The following is a 24,863-nucleotide window of genomic DNA, read 5'->3' as shown; positions in this document are numbered from 1 at the left end:
GGTGAAACACAGTGGAAATAGTTAAAAATGCAGTTGCTGGAACAGTAGAATCCAGTGATATCATGATTACTGTTGACCCAAATGAAACCGAAGAAATCTCGATTCATTTAGAAAGCAGTGTGGAAAAGCAATTCGGAAATCAAATTCGTAAAGTCATTGAAGAAACCCTTCAAAAGTTAGGGATTACTTCTGCAAAAATCACTGCTGTTGATAAAGGTGCGTTGGATTGTACAATTCAAGCCCGGACGATTACGGTCGCCCATCGTGCAGCAGGTATCGAATCCTATGACTGGAAGGAGATAGACTCATGGAACGTTTAAGAAGAACAATGATGTTTGTGCCCGGCGCAAACGCCGCAATGCTTCGTGATGCACCCTTATATGGCGCTGATTCCATCATGTTTGATTTAGAAGATGCCGTTTCTTTAAAAGAAAAAGATTCTGCTCGTACACTGGTTCACTTTGCTTTACGCACATTTGATTACAGTAGCGTTGAAACTGTCGTACGGATCAATGGTTTGGATACGACTGGGGCGCAAGATGTCGAAGCAATGGTTCTAGCGGGTGTTGATGTAATCCGTTTACCTAAAACAGAAACTGCCCAAGATATCGTGGATGTCGATCAAGTTATTACTGATGTCGAAAAAAACAATGGTATCCCGATTGGTACAACCAAAATGATGGCAGCAATCGAATCAGCAGAAGGCGTTCTGAACGCTCGGGATATTGCTAAAGCATCAAATCGTTTGATCGGAATCGCTTTGGGAGCAGAAGATTATGTTACCAACATGAAAACCCGTCGTTTCCCTGACGGACAAGAATTGTTCTTCGCTCGTAGTATGATTTTACATGCTGCTCGTGCCGCGGGGATTGCCGCAATCGACACCGTTTATTCAGATGTTAATAATACAGAAGGCTTCCAAGATGAAGTTCGCCGAATCAAACAATTAGGTTTTGACGGGAAATCAGTCATCAATCCTCGGCAAATTCCTTTAGTCAACGCAATTTACGCACCAAATGAAAAAGAAATCCAAAACGCAAAAGAAGTGATCTGGGCTATTCGTGAAGCAGAAGCAAAAGGATCAGGAGTCATTGCGTTAAATGGTAAGATGATCGATAAACCAATCGTTGAACGGGCAGAGCGTGTGATTGCCTTGGCAAAAGCTGCCAAATTGATTACTGAGGAGGATATTTAGACATGGTTATGAATAAAGTAGGAAAAGATATCCCTCAACCATATGCAGAAAAATATGGCGTATATGAAGGAGAACTAGCACATATCGCAGAGTATCAAGAAGCAAGCCGAAAAATCAAACCAGTGAAACCACGAGACACAAAATTATTGAAAAGCATTCGTGAAGCAATTGAAAAAACTGGTTTGAAGGACGGAATGACGATTTCTTTTCATCATCATTTCCGGGAAGGCGATTTTGTCATGAATCTGGTTTTGGCGGAAATTGCTAAAATGGGTATTAAAAATATTTCAATCGCTCCAAGTTCGATTGCTAATGTTCATGAACCTTTGATTGAACATATTAAGAATGGTGTCGTGACCAATATCACCTCTAGTGGTCTACGGGATAAAGTCGGTGCGGCAATTTCAGCTGGCATCATGGAAAATCCTGTCGTTATCCGTTCTCATGGAGGCCGAGCACGAGCAATTGCCGCCGGAGATATTCATATTGATGTAGCTTTCTTGGGTGCACCAAGCTCTGATGAATATGGAAATGCCAATGGAACCGTGGGAAAAGCGACGTGTGGTTCATTAGGTTATGCCATGATTGATGCAAAATATGCCGATCAAGTTGTCATTATTACCGATACCCTAGTTCCATTTCCTAATACACCAATCAGTATTCCTCAAACAGATGTGGATTATGTGGTAGAGGTTGATGCAATCGGTGATCCTCAAGGAATTGCCAAAGGAGCAACCCGATTTACCAAAAATCCTAAAGAATTATTGATTGCAGAATATGCAGCAAAAGTAATCACGAATTCTCCATACTATAAAGAAGGTTTTTCTTTCCAAACAGGAACAGGCGGTGCGGCACTTGCGGTATCTCGTTTCTTACGAGAAGCAATGATCAAAGACGGAATTAAAGCCAGTTTTGCTCTTGGCGGAATCACGAATGCGATGGTGGAATTACTAGAAGAAGGACTTGTTGAAAAAATTATTGACGTTCAGGATTTCGATCATCCATCTGCTGTTTCTTTGGGTGCAAATACTAATCATTACGAAATTGATGCAAATATGTATGCTTCTCCTTTAAGTAAAGGAGCGGTTATCAATCAGCTTGATACAGCAATTTTATCAGCGTTAGAAATTGACACAGATTTTAATGTCAATGTTATTACTGGCTCTGATGGTGTAATTCGCGGAGCCTCAGGCGGACACTCAGATACCAGTATGGCTTGCAAAATGAGTATGGTAATCGCACCTATTATTCGTGGTCGGATTCCGACAATCGTGGATAAAGTAAATACAGTAGTTACACCAGGAACAAGTGTGGATGTGGTTGTAACAGAAGTCGGGATTGCCATCAATCCTAATCGTCCTGATTTGATGGAACAGTTCAAAAAATTAGATGTACCACAATTAACAATCGAAGAACTGAAAGAAAAGGCATACAGCATCGTTGGCACCCCTGAACCTATTCAATATGGTGATAAAGTGGTGGCTTTGATTGAATATCGCGACGGTTCATTGATCGATGTGGTCAAGAATGTCTAGTAAAGTATTTGAAGGTCCTCAAGTAACCTTGGTGGAAATGTTGGCGACACGAGAAAGACGAGCAGCAATTCAACAAGAAATACTTCAAGCAACTGATGGCGCAGCATTAGTATCTGCCACGCTAAATATTCCTGGTCCAGTGAAAAGTTCACCGTTGCTGGTTGCGTTGTTTAATCAAGCTATGGAACAGATTGAAGCGCGTCTACAGGATACGACGCCATTGGTTAACCTATATCGAGAAGAGAAAACAGGACCTGAATATTATCTGCTAGTCGGGCTTAATCCAAAAGAAGTAAAAAAACGAATGGTTGATATCGAAGAAAATCATCCATACGGGCGTTTATTAGATCTGGATATTCTCTGGTTGGAAGATGATACGAAGAAAAGTATTAGCCGTCAAGAGCTTGGCCTACCTAGTCGCCGTTGTTACGTTTGTCAGCAGGATGCTAAAATCTGTGGCCGAGCAAGAAAACACTCTATAGAAGAGATGCGTCAAGCAATAGAAAAAATGATTGAAGATGGAAAGGAGACTCCTAATGACTAAAAAAATTCATTTCATGGAGACGGTTTTGCGGGATGGGCAACAGAGTTTGATTGCTACACGGATGCCGACTTCTGATATGCTGCCGATTCTTAAAACGATGGATGAAGCAGGCTTTTATTCCTTAGAAATGTGGGGCGGAGCAACATTTGATTCCTGTATTCGTTTTTTAGATGAAGATCCGTGGGAGCGATTGCGTCAAATTCGCTCACAGGTGAAAAATACAAAGTTACAAATGCTGTTACGGGGGCAAAACCTGTTAGGCTATAAAAATTATGCAGATGATGTTGTGCGGGCCTTCGTAGAAAAATCGATCCAAAACGGAATCGATGTGATTCGGGTGTTTGACGCATTGAATGATACTCGCAATTTAAAAACCTCTATCGTGACCGCTAAAGAAGCTGGCGGTCATTGTCAAACAGCCATCTCTTACACGACAAGTTCGATCCACACAGTTGATTATTTTGTTCAGTTGGCCAAAGAAATGGCTAATACTGGTGCAGATTCTATTTGTATCAAAGACATGGCAGGCGTTTTGACTCCTCAAACAGGCTATGAGCTGGTTAGTCGAATCAAGGATGCTGTGGACCTTCCATTAGAAGTGCATACCCATGCGACCAGCGGTATTTCGGAAATGACCTATCTTAAAGTTGCCGAAGCCGGCGCAGATATTATCGATACCGCTATTTCTTCTTTTGCTGGCGGAACCAGTCAGCCAGCAACGGAATCTGTGGCGATTGCATTGGAAGATATGGGATTTGACACCGGTTTGAAGATGGATAAATTAACCGAAATTGCGGAACACTTCAATCCAATTCGTGATCGTTTCCGTAACGAAGGTTTGTTGAATCCAAAAGTGAAAGATGTGGAGCCTAAAACTTTGATTTATCAAGTTCCGGGAGGAATGTTGTCAAATCTTCTTAGTCAATTGACGGAACAAGGCTTGCAAGACAAATATGACGAAGTTTTAGCAGAAGTCCCTAAAGTCCGAGCAGATCTTGGGTATCCACCACTGGTAACGCCGCTGTCACAAATGGTTGGGACGCAGTCATTGATGAATGTGCTTTCTGGAGAACGATACAAATTGGTACCCAATGAAATCAAAGACTATGTGCGAGGGTTATATGGACGTCCTCCAGCACCGATTGCCAAGGAAATTCAAGAAAAAATTATTGGCAATGACGAAGTAGTTACCGTCCGACCAGCCGACTTGATTGCACCACAATTACCAGGTTTTGCAGAGGAAATCAAAGAATATGCTCGTTCGGAAGAAGATGTTTTGATGTATGCAGTCTTTCCAAAACAGGCAAAAGATTTTCTCGGAAGAAGAGAAGATCGCTTTTACGATATTCCCCTCCAAACAGTCGATGTGCGGATTGATATGAATTAATTTAATAAAATGAAAAAGACCCCTGAAATTAGATTTCTACCTAGTTTCAGGGGTGTATTGCGTGGTTCAAGCTATTGAGTTTTCAAAGATGAAAAAGTTACGAAGGATTCTCTATACCAGCAATCCCGTAATAATAGCACTCAAGAAGCTGACTAATGTTGCACTTAACAAAATTTTTAACCCGTGTTTGGCAATCAGATTGCCTTTCTCTTCATTTAATCCTTTCATTGCACCGGAAATGATACCAATAGAAGAAAAATTAGCAAAGGAAACGAGAAAAACAGAGATGATTGCTGTTGTACGTGGGCTAAAGGTGTAAGTTCCCCTGGCTAATTCAGTCATAGCTACAAATTCATTTGTAACTAACTTTGTTGCCATAATACTTCCAGCGTCAACAGCTTCCTGCCAAGGAATCCCCGTCAGAAATGCTAGAGGAGCAAAAACATACCCCAAGATTTCTTGGAAAGAGATACCAAAAATTCCTGAAAAAATTGCATTGATCATGGCGATTAGCGCAACGAAACCAATCAACATTGCAGCAACTGTTACGGCAACATGGAACCCATCTAAGATATATTCACCAAGCATTTGGAAAAAAGTTTGGGTTTTATCTTCTTCAATAATCAACTCATCTTCCGTTTCTTTCAATTGATACGGATTGACAATAGAAGCAATAATGAATCCACCGAATAAGTTTAATACCAAAGCAGTAATGACATATTTCGAATCAATCAATGCCATATAAGAACCAACAATCGACATGGAAACAGTGGACATGGCGGAAGTTGCCATCGTAACTAATCTTTTTTCTGTTAAGAGGGGCAGTTCTTTTTTTACAGAAATAAAAACTTCTGATTGTCCAAGAATTGCGGAGGCAATGCCATTATAGGATTCCAATTTTCCCATGCCATTAACCTTGCTAAGCGCCAATCCAATGATGCGCATAACCCATGGAAGAATTTTTATATAGCGAAGAATACCGATAATCGCAGAAATAAAAATGATAGGCATCAAAACATTGAGGAAAAAAGGAAAACTGCCTTTATTTGCGATTCCGCCAAAAACAAAGGTAACACCAGCTCCAGCAAAAGCTAAAAGCTGATTGAATAATTTGGCAAGACTTGCGACCAAGGTGGTACCGAAAGTCGTTCGCAACAGAAGAAATCCCAAAATAAATTGCAATAGAACCATCAACCCTAACGGACGCATCTGAATCTTCTGTTTATTTGTGCTTATGAGATAAGCAATTCCTAACACAACAACCAAACCAATGAAACCAAAAATATAATTCAACAAATCACTCCTTAGTAAAATTCCACTTATTTTACCCGGTTTTGCAGGTAAAGACTATTTTAAATCGTACTTTTTTAGCACATTCTTAGATAAAACGTTCTCAAAAAATAACGTAAACGGTTTAAATTAGAAACGGATGAAAGTAAATTTTAACAGCAAAAATTGGATAGTGAAAAAATAGATTTTAAGAAATCATTAAATGTTTCTGCAAATTTTCAGGAAAAAGAAAATAAAATTGACAATAAATCGGTTTCTGGCTAAACTTATAGCAGTTACTTAAAGTTAGTAAAACAGTTTACGAGAAAATTAACTTTATTATTGGACTCTGTAGGACGTAATGAATGTGGATGACAATTTCACTAGAATGAATGAGGAGAAAACTATTTTGAAAAAGAAAACAATTATTCGAGTATTGGCCGCTGTAGTCGTTTTGGCAACTGTTTTTGTTTCAGGAAAAGCATTTGGTGATAATTTGGTTTTGTGGGGCGGAGAGTCGAATTTGACAGAAATTCAAAATAATCTTGCGACACTGGATGGCTTACTTTCAAAAAAAGAACAATCTATTTCAACTTTGACGAAAGAAAGTGAGACACAAAAAAATAATTTCGTAACTGTGACCAATGAATTGACGGCTTCTAAGGAAGAGCTGATTAAAACACAGGCGTCCCTTCGTCAAAAGGAAGAGACTAGAAATAATTATCAAGCACAAATGGAAGCTTTGCAAAAACAATTAGCAGGATTACAGGATCAAAAGAATCAAGAGCTTCAAAGTAAAATGGCGGAGTTACAAAGAAAAGACGATGAAATTCAACAAAAAATCGCCGAAGGAAATCTGAAAGTGGAAGAAAAGCAAAAAGAGGTTGCCGCAAAACAGCAGGAACTTGATAGTGCAAACAACAAAATCGCTGAATTAAATCAGCAATTAGGCAGTCTTCAAAATGAAAAAACGGATTTACAAAATCAATTAACTGAAGCAAATCAAGAATTAAATGCAGTAACTAAAGAAAATGATGATCTAAAATCAGTCGTTCAACAACTGACAAAAGCACAAAAAGATGTAGCAGACACGAAAAACTATTCAGATAGCATTGTTGAAAAGCATTCTGAAGAGTAAAAAGGGAATAAATAAAATAACAAAACACGGGAAATCATTCAAAAGGATGGTCTGCCGTGTTTTTCTTTATTCTGATAAAAAATCTTTCAATTTCTGTTGGTCTTCTTTTGTTGGAATTGACTGTTCCTTCGGTAATTATTGCCAACGATCTGCAGAAAGACCGCTTTTTTCTGGAAACTGTATTTATGTTGGGCGGAGGGATTGCGCTTTACTCTCCACGTCAATGAGAAGAATTATTCCATCGATTTCGCTTTCTTTCAGCATCGTTTCTTCCTTTTGGTCGATAGTCAAAAATTCCAGCAGCGATTTTTTGCTTAACAACACACCTAGTCTGCGGGCAGTTTGCTTGATTTGACGTAAAATTAAATCTTTTTCTTCCAAACGCAGCGTGATTCTCCTCGCTTACTTGCAGGTGATCTTTTGTTATTCTTATTTACACCTACTGTTAGGCACGGAAATCTTCTTTTGAAAAAATAACAACTCATTTTATTACCTAAAACAAATTTGGAATTTTCAGAATATTTATCAGAAAATGTGTTGACAATTAAAAAAACAAGGTATATATTTAGTTCAACAAATTTTTCCACATGATATTCTAATTTATTATTTAAAGGGAGTTACCCATTATGACTAAGAATTTTAAAAACATCGTCATTATTTTACGCTTTAGGACTTAGAACGTTGCGAAAAATCGCTAATGTTTGAGTCCTGTTTGTCTTAATCAAATGGGATTTGAGACATCCCATTAAATTTTAATGGGATGTCTTTTTTTATCATAATATAGACAGAAACAATGAGAAACAGTCGAAGGAAAAAGGAGGACAGCCAATGGAGAAAAATGACTATACAGGTGCTGAAATTTTATTAGAAATGCTAAAAGAACACGGTGTTGACACCGTGTTTGGTTATCCGGGAGGAGCTGTACTTCCTCTGTACGATGCTCTATATGACGATAGTCTTCGTCATATTTTGACACGACACGAACAAGGTGCGGTTCACGCAGCAGAAGGGTATGCAAAAGCCACCGGAAAGCCGGGAGTAGTTATCGTAACCAGTGGGCCGGGAGCAACAAATGCGGTGACTGGAATCGCAGACGCAATGAGTGATTCGGTTCCGTTGATTGTATTTACCGGACAAGTTGCGACACCGGGAATCGGAAAAGATGCCTTTCAAGAAGCGGACATTGTGGGAATTACAATGCCGATTACCAAAAACAATTATCAAGTTCGTTATCCAGAAGATTTACCCAAAATTATCGATGAAGCATTTCATATTGCAACAACTGGTAGAAAAGGTCCGGTAGTGATTGATTTACCAAAAGATCTTTCCGTCAGTCGTGTTCAAAAAACCTCCCGAGAGCCTGTCAAATTACCGAGTTATCAGCCAACGTACCAACCCAATAAACTACAGATTGCCCGTTTGGTGGAAGCAATTCAACAGGCAAAGAAACCCGCAGTATTAGCCGGTGGAGGAATCATTTATGCGAATGCCACCGAAGAATTTCGACAATTTATTGAAAAATATCACATTCCTACATTATCCACTTTATTGGGACTAGGTGCTTTACCAACGGATCATGAATTATTTTTAGGAATGGGGGGAATGCACGGTTCCTTTGCTGCCAATATGGCGTTGACGGATTGTGATCTTTTGATTAACATCGGGGCGCGTTTTGATGATCGGCTGGCAAGTGCGCCGCAATCCTTTGCTCCAAATGCTATCGTGGCTCATGTAGATGTGGACCCAGCAGAAATCGGGAAAGTAATTGAGACACAAGTACCGATTGTTGGTGATGCGAAGGCCACGTTGCAGGCTTTGCTTAAAGAAGAAGTCACGGTCTCTTGTGTTAAATGGCAAGAATTAAACGCGCTTCGAAAAAAGCGTCATCCGTTTCATTATCAAGAGAATACGGAGGAAATCAAACCTCAAGCAATCATTGAAGAGATTGGCAAGCTGACCAAAGGCGAAGCCATTGTCGTTACAGATGTAGGACAACACCAAATGTGGGCGGCACAGTTTTATCCTTTTAAAAATAGTCATCAACTGATTACCAGCGGTGGCTTAGGCACAATGGGTTTTGGCATTCCTGCTGCTATTGGGGCACAATTGGCACATCCAGATAAGACAGTTGTGTTGTTTGTCGGCGATGGCGGCTTTCAAATGACGAGTCAGGAGCTGGCAATTCTAAATGATTATCAATTACCAATCAAGATCGTCCTATTGAATAATGGTTCTTTAGGAATGGTGAGGCAGTGGCAGGAACGCTTTTTCAACGGACGAAAATCTGAATCCGTATTTCAAAGCCAACCTGATTTCATTAAATTAGCGAGTGCCTACGGAGTTCAAGCAAAAAAATATGAACATCCTGAGCAATTGACGGATTTTGCAGCGTTTTTTCAAAAACCGGCACCAGTTTTGATTGAGGTAGTGATACCGGGGACTGAAGAAGTTTTGCCGATGATTCCGGCTGGAAAACCAAATGATCAAATGCTGGGGGTGGAGTAAATGCGACGTATAATTACAGCTATCGTTCAAAATAATTCTGGGGTACTGAATCGTTTTACTGGTGTTTTGAGTCGAAGACAAGTAAATATCGATAGTATCTCAGTAGGACCAACCGAAAAAACAACCCTTTCACGGATTACAATCGTGATTCATGTTGCTTCTCTTGCAGAGGTTGAGCAGGTGACGAAACAGTTGAACAAACAAATCGATGTAGTGAAAGTTTCCGATATTACGGATGAATCCTATTTAGAAAGAGAATTGGCATTAGTTAAAGTAAATGCACCAACAGCAATTCGCTCGGAACTTTTATCCGTCATTGATCCATTTCGTGCCAATATCATCGATGTGGGTGTGAAGTCAGTGGTGATACAAGTAACAGGAACCAGCGAAAAAATCGATGCTTTTGTCGATGTTGTTTCTTCTTATGGTGTGAAACAGTTAGCACGAACCGGAATTACCAGTTTTACTAGAGGAAATTAAGTAGTTCTTACAAGCATTTGCTTTTGAGATAGATAAAAAATTGGAGGAATTTATTATGGCAAAAGTATATTATGACGAATCAGTAGCAACAAATTATTTAGAAGGAAAAACCGTAGCAATCGTTGGTTACGGTTCTCAAGGACATGCCCATGCACAAAATTTACGGGATAATGGCAACAATGTAGTTGTCGGTATCCGTGAAGGAAAATCAGCAAATGCTGCCCGACATGATGGGTTTGATGTGAAATCCGTAGCGGAAGCCGTAAAAGAAGCGGATGTCGTGATGGTTTTGGCACCAGACGAGGTTCAAGGAACACTTTATGAAAAAGAAATCGCACCAAATTTGGAAGCAGGAAATGCACTGGCTTTTGCTCATGGATTCAATATCCATTTTGACGTAATCCAGCCGCCAAAAGATGTTGATGTCTTTCTTGTTGCTCCTAAAGGGCCAGGACATTTGGTTCGCCGGACATTTGCTGAAGGTTTTGGCGTTCCTTCGTTGTTTGGTGTTCATCAAGACGCAACAGGGAATGCCCGTGAAGTTGCTTTATCATATGCGAAAGGAATTGGTGCTACACGGGTGGGTGTGCTGGAAACGACCTTTAAGGAAGAAACAGAAACCGATCTTTTTGGTGAACAAGCCGTGCTTTGTGGTGGATTAACAAGTATGATCGAAGCAGGTTTCGAAACATTAACAGAAGCCGGCTACCAACCAGAACTTGCTTATTTTGAAGTTTGTCACGAAATGAAACTGATCGTGGATTTGATCTATGAAGGTGGATTTGAAAAAATGCGTTATTCCATCTCAAATACGGCAGAATACGGCGATTATGTTTCCGGTCCTCGAGTAATCACGGAAGAAACAAAAAAACATATGAAAGAAGTTTTAACTGATATCCAAAACGGCTCATTTGCTAAATCCTTTGTGGAAGACAACAAAAACGGCTTCAAAGAATTTTATAAGCTTCGTGAAGAAAATGCCAACCATCCAATGGGGAAAGTTGGAGCAGAATTGCGTAAAATGATGCCATTTGTCAATCAAGATTAGCGGAAAGTTGGAGGAGCGAATGGAAGAAGAATTAACTTATAAAGATGTCGAGGCAGCATATCAGGTATTGGCTCCTGTTGTTAACAAAACACCTTTACAATATGATCGTTACCTTTCAGAAAAGTATGACTGTCAGGTTTACTTGAAGCGAGAAGACTTGCAAAAAGTTCGTTCCTTTAAATTGCGGGGCGCCTACTATGCAATCCATCAACTGCCAAAAAAAGATTTGGAAAAGGGAATCGTGTGCGCTAGTGCCGGCAATCATGCACAGGGAGTAGCATTTACTTGTAAAGAGATGAATGTTAAAGCAACGATTTTTATGCCGACAACGACACCAAATCAGAAAATTTCACAAGTGGAGTTTTTTGGAGGAGAAAATGTCGAAGTCAAATTGATTGGTGATACCTTTGATGCTTCTGCTTCCGCAGCAAAACGTTTTGCTGCGGAAGAGGGGCAATCCTTCATCGCACCTTTTGACGATTATGCGATTATGGCGGGGCAAGGAACAACTGCTGTAGAAATTTTTGACGAAGCAAAGAAAAAACAACTTTCCGTTGATTTTCTTTTGGCGGCAGTCGGCGGTGGCGGCTTGTTGAGCGGTGTTTCCATTTATACAAAGGCAGTATCTCCAATTACCCAAGTAATCGGCGTGGAGCCAAGTGGTGCAGCTTCAATGGCTGCGGCTTTTCAACATGGCGGACCAGTTACACTTGCTCAAATGGAAAAATTTGTGGATGGTGCAGCTGTCAGAGAAGTGGGGCAATTAACGTATCGTATCTGCAAAAAAACAGTGGATCAATTGGTACATGTTCCAGAAGGTCAAGTCTGTTCGACTATTCTAGAATTATATTCAAAGCAGGCAATCGTCGCTGAACCAGCAGGGGCGTTGAGTGTAGCAGCGTTAGAAAATTTCAAAAATGAAATCAAAGGAAAAACCGTTGTTTGTGTAATCAGTGGTGGGAATAATGATATTAATCGAATGGCAGAAATTGAGGAGCGTTCCTTGGTTTTTGAAGGCTTGAAACATTATTTTGTTGTGAATTTTCCGCAACGTCCAGGTGCTTTAAGGGAATTTGTAACGGATATTTTAGGTGAGGGAGATGACATTACTCGATTCGAGTATACTAAAAAGGTGAATCGGGGAACCGGTCCGGTCGTTTTAGGTGTCTTATTGAAGAATCCAAAAAGTCTAGAACCACTTTTAACAAGAATGGCAGAATTTGATCCTAAGTTTATTGAATTGAGTCAAAATCCTTCACTTTATTCATTATTAGTATAGTAAAAATCAATATAAAATAATAAAATGAAGCTTTTTGAATAAAAATAAGGTAAGATAGAGAAATAAATTTATCATTGTGAGGAGCGTGACCTATGGAGAAAATGGATTGGGCAAATTTAGGCTTTCGATACCATAATATGCCTTACCGATTCATTGCACATTTTAAAGATGGGCAATGGCAGGCAGGAACGTTGCAAGAGTCGAATGAATTGTCAATTGGTGAAGCATCAACGGCATTACATTATGGGCAACAATGCTTTGAAGGACTGAAAACTTATCGGCGAAAAGATGGGACGATCCAGTTGTTTCGTGCCGATCAAAATTCTCAACGCTTGAATCGTAGCGCAAAACGATTACTGATGCCAGAAGTTCCCGAAGCAATGTTTTTGGATGCCGTGAAGCAAGTGGTACGAGCAAATGAAGAATTTGTTCCGCCTTATGGATACGGGGCAACACTCTACGTTAGGCCTTTACTGATAGGGGTCGGAAATTGTTTAGGCGTACAACCGGCAGAGGAGTATCTTTTTGTGGTCTTTTGTTCACCTGTCGGGGCATACTTCAAGGATGGGCTAAAGCCAGCCAATTTTATCGTGACAGATTTTGACCGTGCTGCTCCAGTAGGAACCGGCGCCAGCAAGGTCGGTGGAAATTACGGAGGTAGTTTGTACCCGCATTTAGAAGCGGTCAAAGCTAATTTTGCTGATTGCATTTACCTCGATCCGGCGACTCATACCAAAATTGAAGAAGTAGGAGCGGCTAACTTTTTTGGTATTACTCAGGATGGTACCTTTGTCACACCTCTATCAGAATCGATTTTACCATCCATTACCAAGTATTCGTTGCTTTATTTAGCAAAAGAACGTTTTGGAATGCCGACGATTGAAGGAGACGTCTTCATTGATGATTTAGCACGTTTTAAAGAAGCGGGAGCCTGTGGCACTGCTGCTGTTATCACACCAATTGGAGGAATTCAATACGGAGAAGAATTTCATGTTTTTTTCAGTGAAACAGAAGTTGGGCCCACCGTACGAAAATTATATGACGAATTAGTTGGTATCCAGTTTGGTGATGTCAAAGCACCAGAAGGTTGGATTCAAGAAGTCTAGAAAAATGATTCATTTGATCGACTCGTGAAGTGATCGAATGAATCATTTTTTTGCATATAATGAAAGAATTTTTTGGGAAAAAGAAGAGAAAAAAAGAAATTAAAAAAACTTGTGATAAATATCACAAAAAATCTTGCAAATTAAAAAACAAGGTGTATTATATGGGTGTAAGCAAGAAATGACAATCGATTGTAAGTTTTCAGAAAGATAGTTATCAGGAGGAATTTCATTATGGCAAAGGCAACTGTTCCGAAAAAGAACGAAAATATTGAAAAAAATGAAAAGGAAACTTCTTTGGATATCGCTCGTGAATATACGAGCAAATTAGTGGATAAAGCCTTAGAAGCTGAAGCAGTATATGCACACTTTTCTCAAGCTGAAGTAGACAAAATCGTCGCAGCCGCTGCTCTTGCTGGTTCGGAAGCTGCATTAATGTTGGCTCATGAAGCAGTAGACGAAACAAAACGGGGCGTTGTAGAGGATAAAGATACGAAAAACCGTTTTGCAACCGAAAATATTTATAATTTAATCAAACATGAAAAAACAGTTGGTGTGATTGGAGAAAATAAAATTGCTGGACAAGTACAAATTGCAGCGCCTCTCGGTGTTTTAGCTGGGATTGTTCCTACAACCAATCCAACGTCCACTACCATGTTCAAATCATTGATGGCATTAAAAACACGGAATGCAATCGTTTTTGCTTTTCATCCACAAGCACAAAAATGTTCCGTTCATGCGGCAGAAATTTTATACAAAGCCGCTGTGGCTGCCGGTGCACCGGAAAATATCATTCAATGGGTTGAAACCCCTTCATTGGATAATACATCAGCATTGATCCAAAACCCTAACATTGCTTCAATCCTTGCAACAGGCGGACCTGGAATGGTTAATGCCGCTTTGAAATCCGGAAATCCTTCAATGGGTGTTGGTGCCGGAAATGGTGCTGTTTATGTCGATCATACGGCGTATCTTGATCGTGCAGTGGAAGATTTGCTTCTATCTAAACGTTTTGATAATGGAATGATTTGTGCAACCGAAAATTCCGTTGTCGTTGAAGCACCGATTTATAATGAATGGCTGGAAAAAATGTTGGAAAAAGGTGCTTACCTTGTTCCGAAAAAAGATTATCAAGCTTTAGCAGATTTTGTTTTTAATGCGAATCATGGTGTGAACGGTGCTGTTGCCGGAATGTCTGCTCGTTGGATCGCAGATAATGCAGGAATCGAATTTCCAGAAGATAAAGATGTGATGTTGTTTGAATTAGATCCAAAAAACATTGGAGAAAAACTTTCTTCCGAAAAACTATCACCTCTACTATCTGTTTACAAAGCAAAAGATCGTCAAGATGGGATGGCTATTGTTGCTAAACTTTTGGATTATCAAGGTGCAGGTCATAATGCTGCGATTCAAATCGGTTCTCAAGCAGATCCTTTTGTTAAAGAATTTGCAGACAAAACGAATGCAGCCCGAATTTTGGTGAACCAACCAGATTCCATCGGTGGAATTGGTGACATCTATACAGATGGCTTGCGGGCAAGCTTAACTTTAGGAACAGGATCATGGGGGAAAAATTCATTGTCACATAACTTATCGACTTCCGACCTATTGAACGTAAAAACCGTTGCTAAAAGAAGAAATCGTCCACAATGGGTTCGTTTACCAGAAAAAATATATTACGAAAAAAATGCGATCTCCTACTTACAAGATGAAGTAGAAAATATTGAACGTGCCTTTATCGTAGCCGATCCCGGAATGGTCCAATTTGGATTTGTTGATACGGTTTATCAGCAATTAGATTTACGGGACAATCAAGTGAAGACTGCAATTTATGGGACGGTACAACCAGACCCAACATTAGGTCAAACGATTGAAATTGCTAAACAAATGAGCGAATTTAAACCAGATACGATTATTGCCATCGGTGGTGGTTCTGCTCTAGATGCAGCGAAAATTGCTCGTTTCATATATGAATATTCATTGGATCAAGAAGCTGGCTTCTTAGACAGCTATGAAAAAGTCAGCGACTTGTTCTTCCAATTGCAACAAAAATTTATTGATATCAGAAAACGAATTGTGCGTTTCCATCATCAAACAGAAACAAAATTGGTGGCAATTCCAACCACTTCCGGAACTGGTTCAGAAGTAACGCCCTATTCAGTTATTACGGATGATAATACTCACGTGAAATACCCATTAACAGATTATGAATTGACACCACAAGTTGCTATTGTTGATCCAGAATTTGTATTGACTGTTCCAAGACGGACGGTGGCATTATCTGGTTTGGATACATTGTCTCATGCGTTAGAATCCTATGTTTCTGTCATGGCTTCTGATTTCACCCGTCCATGGTCGATGCAAGCAATCAAGTTGGTTTTTGAAAACTTAGAAGAATCCTATAAATTTGATCCTAAAAATCCAACCTTGGCTGGGGAAACAGCGCGCGTTAACATGCATTATGCTGCAACTCTTGGTGGAATGGCTTTTGCAAATGCATTTCTTGGAATCAATCACTCCATCGCCCATAAAACAGGTGGCGAGTTTGGTTTGCCACATGGTTTAGCGATTACGATCGCAATGAAACATGTTGTTCGTTTTAATGGCGCAACCGGTAAAGTGAAACGTACCCCTTATCCACGTTATGAAGTGTATCGCGGCCAAAAAGATTATGCAGATATTGCCCGGGCTTTAGGACTTAAAGGAAATAACGATGGAGAATTAGTAGAAGCATTGTGTGATAAAATCGATGCATTAGCGAAGAAGTTGGAAGTTGATCCTCGACTTTCAGCAAACGGTGTTACGCGTGAACAATTTGATCAGTCAGTCGATAAATTAGTTGATCTAATTTACAACGATCAATGTACCTCAGCAAATCCACGCCAACCAAGTCTAAGTGAAATTCGTCAATTATTGGTGGATCAATTCTAGAGGGATAATCGGTTGATTTAATAATTGTTGCTGTTTGAATAGAAAGAAATGGACCACTTGATTGTCGAGTGGTTCTTTCTTTTTATCTGTTTAAATCTGTTATAATTTATGGAGCAACTAGTAAAGAGAAGGAAATATTACACTATTTTTTGAAAAAATTGCTGGAAGAAGGGATTATGGATGGAAAATATCTATGCTTTTTCTGAGAAGAAAGAGTTCGATAAGTATAAAGAGACAATAAGTAGCTTGAATAATGTGGTACATAACTATAAGCAGGTACTTGAAAAAGATTATGCATTGCGTAAGTCACCGAGGGGAATTGTTTGGACTACCCCGAATCATGCAACTACTATTTTTAGCAAGAATCCAATTCCAGCTTTTACGAGAGATAATGTGATTTTCTTTAGTCCCGATGAAGAAAAGTGGCGGGAAATTTTTCATGAACAATTAGGCAATCATTCATTACCGTGGATAGATGACTATTACAAAGAGAATTTATTTAATCAGCTTGCTGATGTTCTCTGCCATGAGTTGACACATCACATTGATTTATTTCCTGGAGAGTTCGAGGATTACTATGATTCAGATATTTGGTTTGAGGAGGGAATGGCATTTTATATTCCAAGAAAGATTCTTTTAACGAAAGAGAAGTTTCGTCAAATTATTAAAGTAGAAAGAACAATTGCAAAATCTCTTAATGTGGAGTACGGTGGACACAGCATTTTGGAATTTGGGGAAGAAACGTATTCTAGTAGTATTGCTAGTATTATGTTTGATTATTTTCGCAGTTTCTTACTTGTAAATTACTTAACGGATGGGCTGTTCCAAGGAGATGAGAAGGCATTTCTTCGAGAGTACAATCACTATTTCCCCAATCGTTCAGAGCTTAGTTTTGAACAGTATTTTCAAGTTTCTTTAAGCGAAATCTGGATAGAAATTCTAAAAACAAAAGACTAAAAATGTAACGGCATACATTCTATTTTTTGATACTAGCTATCGGTTTTTCTTTGCAAAGGGATATTTCAATTAGTGGTTAAATCACCTATAATAAATGTGAATTTAAACACAAAGGTGGATTTGATGAAAAAATTAATAAGAATTGTACCGATCCCAATGTGTGGATTGATTTTAGCTCTGGTTTCACTAGGAAATTTGTTGAAGGAAGCTGGATTAGTTGTGTTTGGCACCGGATTGGGAATTATCGGCGGTATTTTGATGCTGCTGATTTTTGGAAAACTGATTTTTTATCCAAAAGAAATTGCAAAAGAATTGCAGCAGCCGGTGATTGCTTCAGTAGCACCGACCTTTACGATGGCATTGATGGTGATTTGTACCTATCTTACCGATTTTCCGATAATCTCTCAGCAAATTCGTTACGTGTGGTTATTGTTGGTAGGTCTTCATTGGGGATTGATGTTCTATTTTACATGGCGTTTTGTAGTCTCCAAAAAATTCCAATGGGAAAATTTATTTCCCAGCTGGTTTATCGTTTATGTTGGTATTGGTGTCATCTCTGTGACCGCAGGGAAGTTTTATCCAATCGTCGGACAAGTAATGTTTTGGGTGGGATTGGTTCTGTATTTGGCTTTATTACCGTTTATCTTGTATCGGGTGTTTATCTTTAAAAAAATGCCTCAAGCGACCTTGCCTTTAACCACAATTATTGCAGCTCCTGGCTCCTTGTGTTTGACGGGATATCTAAAAATAGTTACACAGCCGTCAGAATTTTTGGTTTTAAGCTTGTTCTTTTTATCTCAAATATTGTACTTTTTGGTTTTATTTCAAGGAAAAAGGCTGTTAAAAATCCCGTTCTTTCCGAGTTATGCTGCATTTACATTTCCATTGGTAATTTCAGCAACCGCATGTTTTCAAGTGCAGAAATTTTTATTTATTCACCAAGTAGACACCGGGTTTTTACCGATTTTGGTTGTTATTGAGATGGGAATTGCTGTAGCGATTGTTTTGTATGTATTGGCTCGTTATGGTATTTTTCTTTCTTCAACCGCTAAGGAACCAACAGGACAAGAGGTGGCAGATCCTGCTGAAAACTGAGAAAACGTGGATTAAACAGGGTAGAGCGAGATTTTCAGTACTGAATTTGAGAACTGCAACAATAACAGTTCAACAGCTCCAAATCGAGAAAGAGAGAAAGGGAAATACTTAGTAAAAATAATGCAAATTTTTTTGACTGCGGGAATCGCAAATTAAATTTCTTCAATTATGCAAAAAAGGATTCAGCAAGTATTTTTTTGTTCCAATATAATTTTCTTTTCTTATCATTTTTCTCATTTCGTAGTGGATAAGCACGATTAATTCACTAAAAAACGGTATAATTATAGTAGGAAAACAAACACAAGGAGTAAGAAATGGAATTACGTTTGCTAAAATATTTTTGGACGATTGCCGAAGAAGGAACGATTTCTCAGGCTGCTGAAGTTTTACATATCACTCAACCTACATTGAGTCGGCAGTTAAAAGAGCTGGAGGATGAACTGGGAACGGCACTCTTTGTCCGAGAAAAACGAAAAATGGTTTTAACAGAAGCTGGTCGATTTTTAAAGAGTCGCAGCGAAGAAATCATACATTTAACAGATCAAACCACAAAAGAATTCGAAGATCGAAAAAAGGAGCTCTTTAGTGGGCATTTTACAATCGGTTGTGTGGAAGCAGACAATTCAGATACGTTGGCGATGATGTTGGAGGAATTTATCAGCGATTTTCCTCAAGTTCATTTTCATATTCACAGCGGTACCAGTGACGATATCACCGATCGCCTTGAAAAAGGATTAGTGGACTTAGCAATTTTACTTGAGCCTATCGCAACGGAGAATTATTACACAGTGTCTTTGACCAGAAAGGAAAAATGGGGATTGTTAACTTCCGCAGAATCATTTCTTGCACAGAAGGAAACGCTAAAAAAAGAGGATGTCTATGGTATTCCGTTATTGATTTCTCAAAGACCCGAAGTTCAGAACATGCTTTCTGATTGGTTGGAAACGGAAATCGATAAATTAACGATTGTCGGGACTTATAATTTAATCTTCAATGTTTTTTCTTTAGTAGATAATCGGGTGGGATCGGCAATTACGATTGAGGGCTCTGTTTCAAATCGCAAAATGGATACTTTAAAATTTATTCCCTTAGAGCCAACCATCGAGACGAACTGCGTCCTCGTTTGGAAAAAGAATCGTGTCCTGTCACCACCGGTAAATGAACTGATTTCCCGTTTCAAGAAAGCTTTTAACAATTAAGTATGCTTTAAAAGCATGAATGGTTGTCTAACTAAGCATTATATATTTCTAACAAAAAACTGTAAGCTATCAAGTGTAGAGGATAGCTTACAGTTTTTTTACGAAAGAGGGTGAGCGTGTGACGGCAGTGATTTATTTTTCAAGAGCCGGAGAAAATTTGATCGAGGGTGTGTCACAAAATATTATAAGAGGAAATACGGAAGTGCTGGCAAAAAAGATTGCTAAAAAGTTAAGCATACCGACATTTGCGATTGAACCAGCTCTTCCTTATCCAATAGCATACAGCGAGACAGTCGCTCGTGTAAAAAAGGAAAAAGAACAACAAAGTCGTCCTGAAATAAAACCAATTTCCTTGGATTTTCAGGAGGAGAAAACGATTTTCCTAGGTTTTCCCAATTGGTGGGGAACCTTTCCAATGCCGATGGCTAGCTTTTTGGCCTCAGGTTTATTGGATGGAAAAGTGATTTATCCATTTTGTACCCACGAGGGCAGTGCATTTGGCAGCAGTTTAGAGGACTTGGCAAAGAGCTGTCCTACTGCTGAAATTAAAACAGGGTTATCTGTTCGTGGTTCACGGGTTTCAAAATCAGATGCAGCGATCAAAAATTGGTTACAGCAATATTATTGTGAAAAAAATAAAGGAAAAGAGTGAAAACTATGGCAAAGCAAACAGCAGGTAGAGATAATTTAGGTGAATTTGCACCAAAATTTGCGGAATTAAATGACGATGTTTTATTTGGGGAGGTCTGGTCCCGAGAGGAAGAACTTGCCTCACATCAAAGAAGTCTAATAACTATTTCGGCGCTGATTTCAGCCGGAAATTTTGAACAACTACCCGCACATTTGCAGATAGGTAAGGAAAACGGGATTACAAAGGAAGAAATCTCTGAAGTCATCACACATTTAGCATTTTATGTTGGTTGGCCTAAAGCGTGGTCAGCTTTCAACCTTGCAAAAGAAATTTATCAAAAGTAAAGAAAAGAGGAAATTTATATGTCAGAATCAAAAGTAATTGTTATCACAGGTGCTTCAAGTGGAATTGGTAAAGCGACAGCCGAAATTTTAGCAAAAGATGGAGCAAAATTAGTTCTTGCCGCTCGTCGTGAAAACCTACTGCAGGAACTAGTTGAAACAGTAAAAGAAAATAGCGGTGAAGCTGTTTATGCGGTAACCGATGTGACGAAAGTAGAGCAGGTGGAAGCATTGGCAAAATTAGCGATCGATACATATGGTCGTATTGATGTCTGGTTGAATAATGCAGGAATCATGCCGCAGTCATTATTGATCCAAAAGAAAATTACCGACTGGGATGCCATGATCGATATCAATATCAAAGGTACTCTCTATGGAATTGGTGCGGCGTTGCCATTCATGACGAAACAAAAAGCTGGGCAATTCATTAATATTTCTTCCGTTGCCGGACACTTTGCCCATGCTGGAGGTTCAGTTTATTCTGCAACAAAATGGGCGGTTCGAGCAATCAGCGAATCATTGCGGGAAGAAGTTGCCGGAGATAATATTCGAGTGACTGTGGTTTCTCCGGGGGCGATTAATACAGAATTGTTGACTTCCGTAACAGATAAGGGATTTCAAAGTAATTTTGAAGATTTTTATGAGGCCTATGGAATTTCTGCAGACCGCGTGGCATTGACTATTAAACAAGCAATTGATTTACCAGAAGATGCTGCATGGAATGAAGTAATCATTCGTCCCACAAAGCAAGTAATGTAAAAATGTTCAAGAAATTGGAGGAGCGAATTTATGGCAAAATTTGAGGAACTTAAAGAGGGCGGAATTTTTTCTGTCGGTGATAAAAACGAAACATTTGCAAACTATTTCATCGGTCAAAGTTATCTAAAGATGTTGGTTGCCGATCCGGAGATTAGTGTAAATGTTGGAAACGTGACCTTTGAACCAGGCTGTCGAAACAATTGGCATGTTCATCATGAGGGGTATCAATTATTATTGGTAACCGGTGGTGAAGGCTGGTATCAGGAAGAGGGTAAAGCGGCACAATTTTTGACGGCTGGAGATGTAGTCGTAATCAAAGATGGTATTAAGCATTGGCATGGTGCCACAAAGGATAGTTGGTTTGCTCATCTTGCCATCACAGCCGGTACTGCAGAATGGTGTGAAGAAGTCACTGATGAAGCCTATGAAAAATTGGAAAAGTAACCGGATATAAAATAAATCAAAAAAATTTTTGAAGTATTCGAGCTGAACAAAGGGGAGTCAGGTTCCTTCTTGTTCAGTTTTTTTGTTATAAAAAAGTCAGTAGAAAATATGAAGCAACACCACGAAGATTTAAGATTTCTTTACCTATCGTAGTATCCATGAGGTATAATCAAAAGCAGGGCTTATGAGAATCTAAATAGCAAAAATTCTCAAAATGAGAATGATTGAAATAGGCAAAGTGGAGGCAATAAATTGAAAAAAAATCATGTTTACCTACGCTCGACATTCCGAGATATTCGTTATTCATTTGGTCGTTTTATTGCAATCGTTTTGATTATATTTATGGGCGTTTTACTTTTTGTCGGAATCAAATCCGTGGGACCAAATTTGGAACAAACAGCAGAAAATTTGGTTGAACCAGCAAAATTATCTGATTTACAAGTAATTTCAACAGGTGGCTTGACTGAAAAAGACAAAAAAATTGCAGAGTCAATTGAAGGAACCCAAGCGGAATTGGGTTTTAGCCTGCCTTATTTAGAAAATTCAAAGCAACTAAACATACAACTGTATTCCTATCACGAAGACCGGCAAAATCAGCTGCAATTGATGGAGGGAAAATTTCCGAAAGCCAATGAAGTCGTTGTGGACCAAGAGTTAAAAGCAAGTTATCCTCTAGGCGCGACTCTTTCCATAGAAGATGAGCAACTCAAAGATGGAAAATACAAAATTGTCGGTTACGTCCGTTCGCCGATTTATATTGATAATTTGGAACGAGGAATCACCACGATTGGCGATGGGCAGCTAGATGGATTTATGTATCTGCCAGAGGAAGCTTTTCAAGCAGAGGCCTATTCTATCTTGTTTCTTTCCTTTGATGATTTGTCTAAAAATAGTTTTTCGGAAGAATACCAACGGGCTCTCGATAAAAAAGTTGAAAAAATAGAAACAGCTTTTGCTACTCGTAAAAAACAACGTAGGCAGGAGTTGCAAGAAGTTGCGTTGACAACAATCAAGGAGCAGGAACAAGAGCTGACAGCGAATGAAGAAACGCTGACAGCAGCTCAGGAACGGATGGAACAAGGAAGGCTACAATTAGAAAATCAGCAGGCACAATTGGACGCTCAAAAAGCAAGTATTTCTCAGCAAGTGGGAGCAGAACTTGTGGAAGCCCAATTTGCCGATGCACAACAACAAATAACTCAAGCACAGGAAGACTTGGAGAATCAGCAGGCGGCGCTCACTAAAAATCAAGAAAAATTAGCTGAAGGAAAGAAAAAAATCAGTGAAGCAAAAGAAGAAACGGCTGAGATGGCTACACCTAGTTATCTGATAAATAATCGCAGTAGTAATCCCGGATATAGTGAATACCAAAGCCTTTCGGATCGTATTGATGCAATTGCCAACGTTTTTCCGGTATTTTTCTTTTTTATCGCTATTTTGATTACTTTTACTACTATGACACGCATGATCGAAGAAAACCGCAAGGAAATTGGAACGTTGAAAGCTCTGGGGTATCATCCGGCCGAAATTGCGAGTAAATACATCCTGTATGCGTTATTGGCAGCGACATTAGGAACCACATTTGGTGTAATTGCTGGTTCAAAAGGATTACCGAGAATTGTATTTCAAATGATGCAAGATCAATATATTTTTACAGAGTTCACAACAAATTACTTTATACTCCCGATTGGAATTGCTGTTGCGGCGGCTTTATTGGCTACACTGGGTTCTTCTTTTATCGTTTTGATCAAAGATTTTCGGGAAAAACCTGCGGAGCTTTTACTACCTAAAGCGCCTAAAGAAGGGCAACGGGTTTTCTTAGAACGGGCTACGCCAATCTGGACAAGAATGAGTTTTAATCAAAAGGTAACTTACCGCAACTTATTTCGTTATAAAGCGCGGATGATTCTGACGATACTGGGCATCGCAGGCTGTAGCGGGTTGATGTTGGCAGGATTTGGTCTAAATGATTCCATCAGTGCACCAGCTAAAAAACAATTCACACAATTAGCGCACTATCAGGCAATCATCACTCTTAATGAACAAAACAATCAAAAAAATAATAAAGTAGAACAGCTTTTAGCAGATAACAAGGTGTCTGAATTTTTACCGATATTCACCGAACAGGTCAACTTTAGAAGAAAAAGCAGCAATCAAACGGCAAGTTTATTTGTGACAGATGATTTGCAGCATTTTACAAAATTTATTTCCATTTTGCCGCAAACGAAACAATCAGCAAAAAAATTGACGAATGACGGGGCGATTATCAGTCAACGTTTGGCAGAGATTTATCAAGTCGACGTAGGGGAAGTCATTACTATGGAATCAGACGGTAAGGAGTACCCCTTAAAAGTTGCAGGCATTACAGAAAATTATTTAGGGCATAATGTGTATCTCAGCGCCGATTATTATAAAAAAGTAGCGCAGGAAGCTGCTGGAATCAATGGCTATTTAGTAAAAGCCTCTTTGACGAATAAACAAGAAGCTGTTTTATCAAAAGAGATGCTTGCTTCAGGTGAAGTTTTGAATACAACGTTTATAAGTGACCAAGTGACAAAGCAAGAAGCGGCTACAAATAATATTGGTGCGGTAGTTTTGATTTTTATTGTTTTATCCGGTACGTTGGCTTTCGTTGTTTTGTATAATCTTACAAATATTAATATTTCTGAGCGGGAGCGTGAATTGGCAACAATCAAGGTGTTAGGTTTTTATGACAAGGAAGTCACGATGTACATCCTCCGTGAAAATATTATCTTCACATTTTTTGGTATTTTGTTTGGTTTCTTGATCGGGAATCTGTTGACCTGGTTCATTTTGGCAATGGCTTCTTCTGATTTAATGGTTTTTCCAATGATTATCCATTGGCAAGGATATGTCATCTCGGCGGTAATGACGCTCGTATTTTCAGGAATCGTGTCATTCGTCACGCATTACAAACTGCGAGGTATTCATATGATCGAAGCGCTGAAGTCTAACGATTAAACAAGAAAGCAGTGGAATTTTCTTTCTTTTATACAAAAAAA

Annotated in this window: 22 protein-coding genes; 20 read left to right on the top strand and 2 right to left on the bottom strand. The window is 39.2% G+C overall.

The window, feature by feature from the left end:
- Positions 1 to 11 precede the first annotated feature (11 nt).
- Genes citD through BN1875_RS03880 form a run of 5 tightly spaced genes read left to right on the top strand, consistent with a single transcriptional unit; the run spans position 12 to position 4,661 of the window.
- On the top strand, positions 12 to 320 hold the full coding sequence (gene citD, locus BN1875_RS03900) for a citrate lyase acyl carrier protein (protein WP_048603558.1): 309 nt from the start codon (positions 12 to 14) through the stop codon (positions 318 to 320).
- A complete protein-coding gene (citE, locus tag BN1875_RS03895) occupies positions 308 to 1,195 on the top strand; it encodes a citrate (pro-3S)-lyase subunit beta (protein WP_048603557.1) in 888 nt (295 codons plus the stop codon). Before citD ends, citE begins: the two co-directional genes overlap by 13 nt.
- 2 nt (positions 1,196 to 1,197) lie before the next feature.
- Positions 1,198 to 2,730, top strand: coding sequence for a citrate lyase subunit alpha (gene citF, locus BN1875_RS03890; protein ID WP_048603556.1), 1,533 nt, complete (start codon positions 1,198 to 1,200; stop codon positions 2,728 to 2,730).
- Entirely contained in the window at positions 2,723 to 3,274 is a 552-nt protein-coding gene (gene citX / locus BN1875_RS03885; protein ID WP_147570566.1) for a citrate lyase holo-[acyl-carrier protein] synthase, read from the top strand. Before citF ends, citX begins: the two co-directional genes overlap by 8 nt.
- On the top strand, positions 3,267 to 4,661 hold the full coding sequence (locus tag BN1875_RS03880; protein ID WP_048603554.1) for an oxaloacetate decarboxylase subunit alpha: 1,395 nt from the start codon (positions 3,267 to 3,269) through the stop codon (positions 4,659 to 4,661). Before citX ends, BN1875_RS03880 begins: the two co-directional genes overlap by 8 nt.
- Positions 4,662 to 4,772: 111 nt before the next feature.
- Here the strand turns inward: BN1875_RS03880 and BN1875_RS03875 are convergent, their stop codons facing one another.
- Entirely contained in the window at positions 4,773 to 5,954 is a 1,182-nt protein-coding gene (locus BN1875_RS03875; protein ID WP_048603553.1) for a NupC/NupG family nucleoside CNT transporter, read from the bottom strand.
- A gap of 385 nt (positions 5,955 to 6,339) precedes the next feature.
- Between BN1875_RS03875 and BN1875_RS03870 the strand changes: the two genes are divergently transcribed.
- Positions 6,340 to 7,068, top strand: a complete 729-nt coding sequence (locus BN1875_RS03870) for a hypothetical protein (RefSeq protein WP_048603552.1) — start codon at positions 6,340 to 6,342, stop codon at positions 7,066 to 7,068.
- A 183-nt stretch (positions 7,069 to 7,251) separates the two neighbouring features.
- Here BN1875_RS03870 and BN1875_RS03865 read toward each other — a convergent pair whose 3' ends face one another.
- Positions 7,252 to 7,449 (bottom strand): hypothetical protein, encoded by a 198-nt coding sequence (locus BN1875_RS03865; RefSeq protein WP_048603551.1) that lies wholly within the window; start codon positions 7,447 to 7,449, stop codon positions 7,252 to 7,254.
- Between the two features lie 447 nt (positions 7,450 to 7,896).
- Here BN1875_RS03865 and ilvB point away from each other — a divergent pair, with 447 nt between their 5' ends.
- The 14 genes from ilvB to BN1875_RS03795 all read left to right on the top strand — a co-directional run bounded on the left by ilvB (position 7,897) and on the right by BN1875_RS03795 (position 24,822).
- Positions 7,897 to 9,573, top strand: coding sequence for a biosynthetic-type acetolactate synthase large subunit (gene ilvB / locus BN1875_RS03860; protein ID WP_048603550.1), 1,677 nt, complete (start codon positions 7,897 to 7,899; stop codon positions 9,571 to 9,573).
- Positions 9,574 to 10,053, top strand: a complete 480-nt coding sequence (gene ilvN, locus BN1875_RS03855; protein ID WP_048603549.1) for an acetolactate synthase small subunit — start codon at positions 9,574 to 9,576, stop codon at positions 10,051 to 10,053.
- A 55-nt stretch (positions 10,054 to 10,108) separates the two neighbouring features.
- A complete protein-coding gene (ilvC, locus tag BN1875_RS03850; protein WP_048603548.1) occupies positions 10,109 to 11,101 on the top strand; it encodes a ketol-acid reductoisomerase in 993 nt (330 codons plus the stop codon).
- Between the two features lie 19 nt (positions 11,102 to 11,120).
- Positions 11,121 to 12,380, top strand: coding sequence for a threonine ammonia-lyase IlvA (gene ilvA, locus BN1875_RS03845; RefSeq protein ID WP_048603547.1), 1,260 nt, complete (start codon positions 11,121 to 11,123; stop codon positions 12,378 to 12,380).
- Between the two features lie 92 nt (positions 12,381 to 12,472).
- Positions 12,473 to 13,486 carry a branched-chain amino acid aminotransferase gene (locus BN1875_RS03840; protein WP_048603546.1) on the top strand — a complete coding sequence of 338 codons (1,014 nt, stop codon included), beginning with the start codon at positions 12,473 to 12,475 and terminating at the stop codon, positions 13,484 to 13,486.
- Between the two features lie 231 nt (positions 13,487 to 13,717).
- Positions 13,718 to 16,414 (top strand): bifunctional acetaldehyde-CoA/alcohol dehydrogenase, encoded by a 2,697-nt coding sequence (gene adhE / locus BN1875_RS03835; protein ID WP_048603545.1) that lies wholly within the window; start codon positions 13,718 to 13,720, stop codon positions 16,412 to 16,414.
- Between the two features lie 180 nt (positions 16,415 to 16,594).
- Positions 16,595 to 17,371, top strand: a complete 777-nt coding sequence (locus tag BN1875_RS03830; RefSeq protein ID WP_048603544.1) for a hypothetical protein — start codon at positions 16,595 to 16,597, stop codon at positions 17,369 to 17,371.
- A 123-nt stretch (positions 17,372 to 17,494) separates the two neighbouring features.
- Positions 17,495 to 18,466: a TDT family transporter gene (locus tag BN1875_RS03825; RefSeq protein ID WP_048603543.1), complete on the top strand. Its 972-nt coding sequence runs from the start codon at positions 17,495 to 17,497 to the stop codon at positions 18,464 to 18,466.
- A 314-nt stretch (positions 18,467 to 18,780) separates the two neighbouring features.
- Complete coding sequence (locus BN1875_RS03820; protein ID WP_048603542.1) at positions 18,781 to 19,665, top strand: LysR family transcriptional regulator; 885 nt, start codon at positions 18,781 to 18,783, stop codon at positions 19,663 to 19,665.
- Between the two features lie 118 nt (positions 19,666 to 19,783).
- Entirely contained in the window at positions 19,784 to 20,317 is a 534-nt protein-coding gene (locus tag BN1875_RS03815; RefSeq protein ID WP_048603541.1) for a flavodoxin, read from the top strand.
- A 5-nt stretch (positions 20,318 to 20,322) separates the two neighbouring features.
- Positions 20,323 to 20,640, top strand: a complete 318-nt coding sequence (locus BN1875_RS03810; RefSeq protein WP_048603540.1) for a carboxymuconolactone decarboxylase family protein — start codon at positions 20,323 to 20,325, stop codon at positions 20,638 to 20,640.
- Positions 20,641 to 20,658: 18 nt separating this feature from the next.
- Complete coding sequence (locus BN1875_RS03805) at positions 20,659 to 21,396, top strand: SDR family oxidoreductase (RefSeq protein ID WP_048603539.1); 738 nt, start codon at positions 20,659 to 20,661, stop codon at positions 21,394 to 21,396.
- 30 nt (positions 21,397 to 21,426) lie between these two features.
- The gene (locus BN1875_RS03800) at positions 21,427 to 21,840 is read left to right on the top strand and encodes a cupin domain-containing protein (protein WP_048603538.1); all 414 of its coding nucleotides are present in this window, start codon (positions 21,427 to 21,429) and stop codon (positions 21,838 to 21,840) included.
- A gap of 252 nt (positions 21,841 to 22,092) precedes the next feature.
- A complete protein-coding gene (locus BN1875_RS03795) occupies positions 22,093 to 24,822 on the top strand; it encodes an FtsX-like permease family protein (RefSeq protein ID WP_048603537.1) in 2,730 nt (909 codons plus the stop codon).
- The last annotated feature ends 41 nt before the right edge of the window (positions 24,823 to 24,863 follow it).

The organism is Enterococcus massiliensis (assembly GCF_001050095.1).
Classification (GTDB): Bacteria; Bacillota; Bacilli; order Lactobacillales; family Enterococcaceae; genus Enterococcus_C; species Enterococcus_C songbeiensis.
The sequence above is the reverse complement of the archived record's forward strand: the minus strand, read 5'-3'. Positions and strand labels throughout refer to the sequence as shown.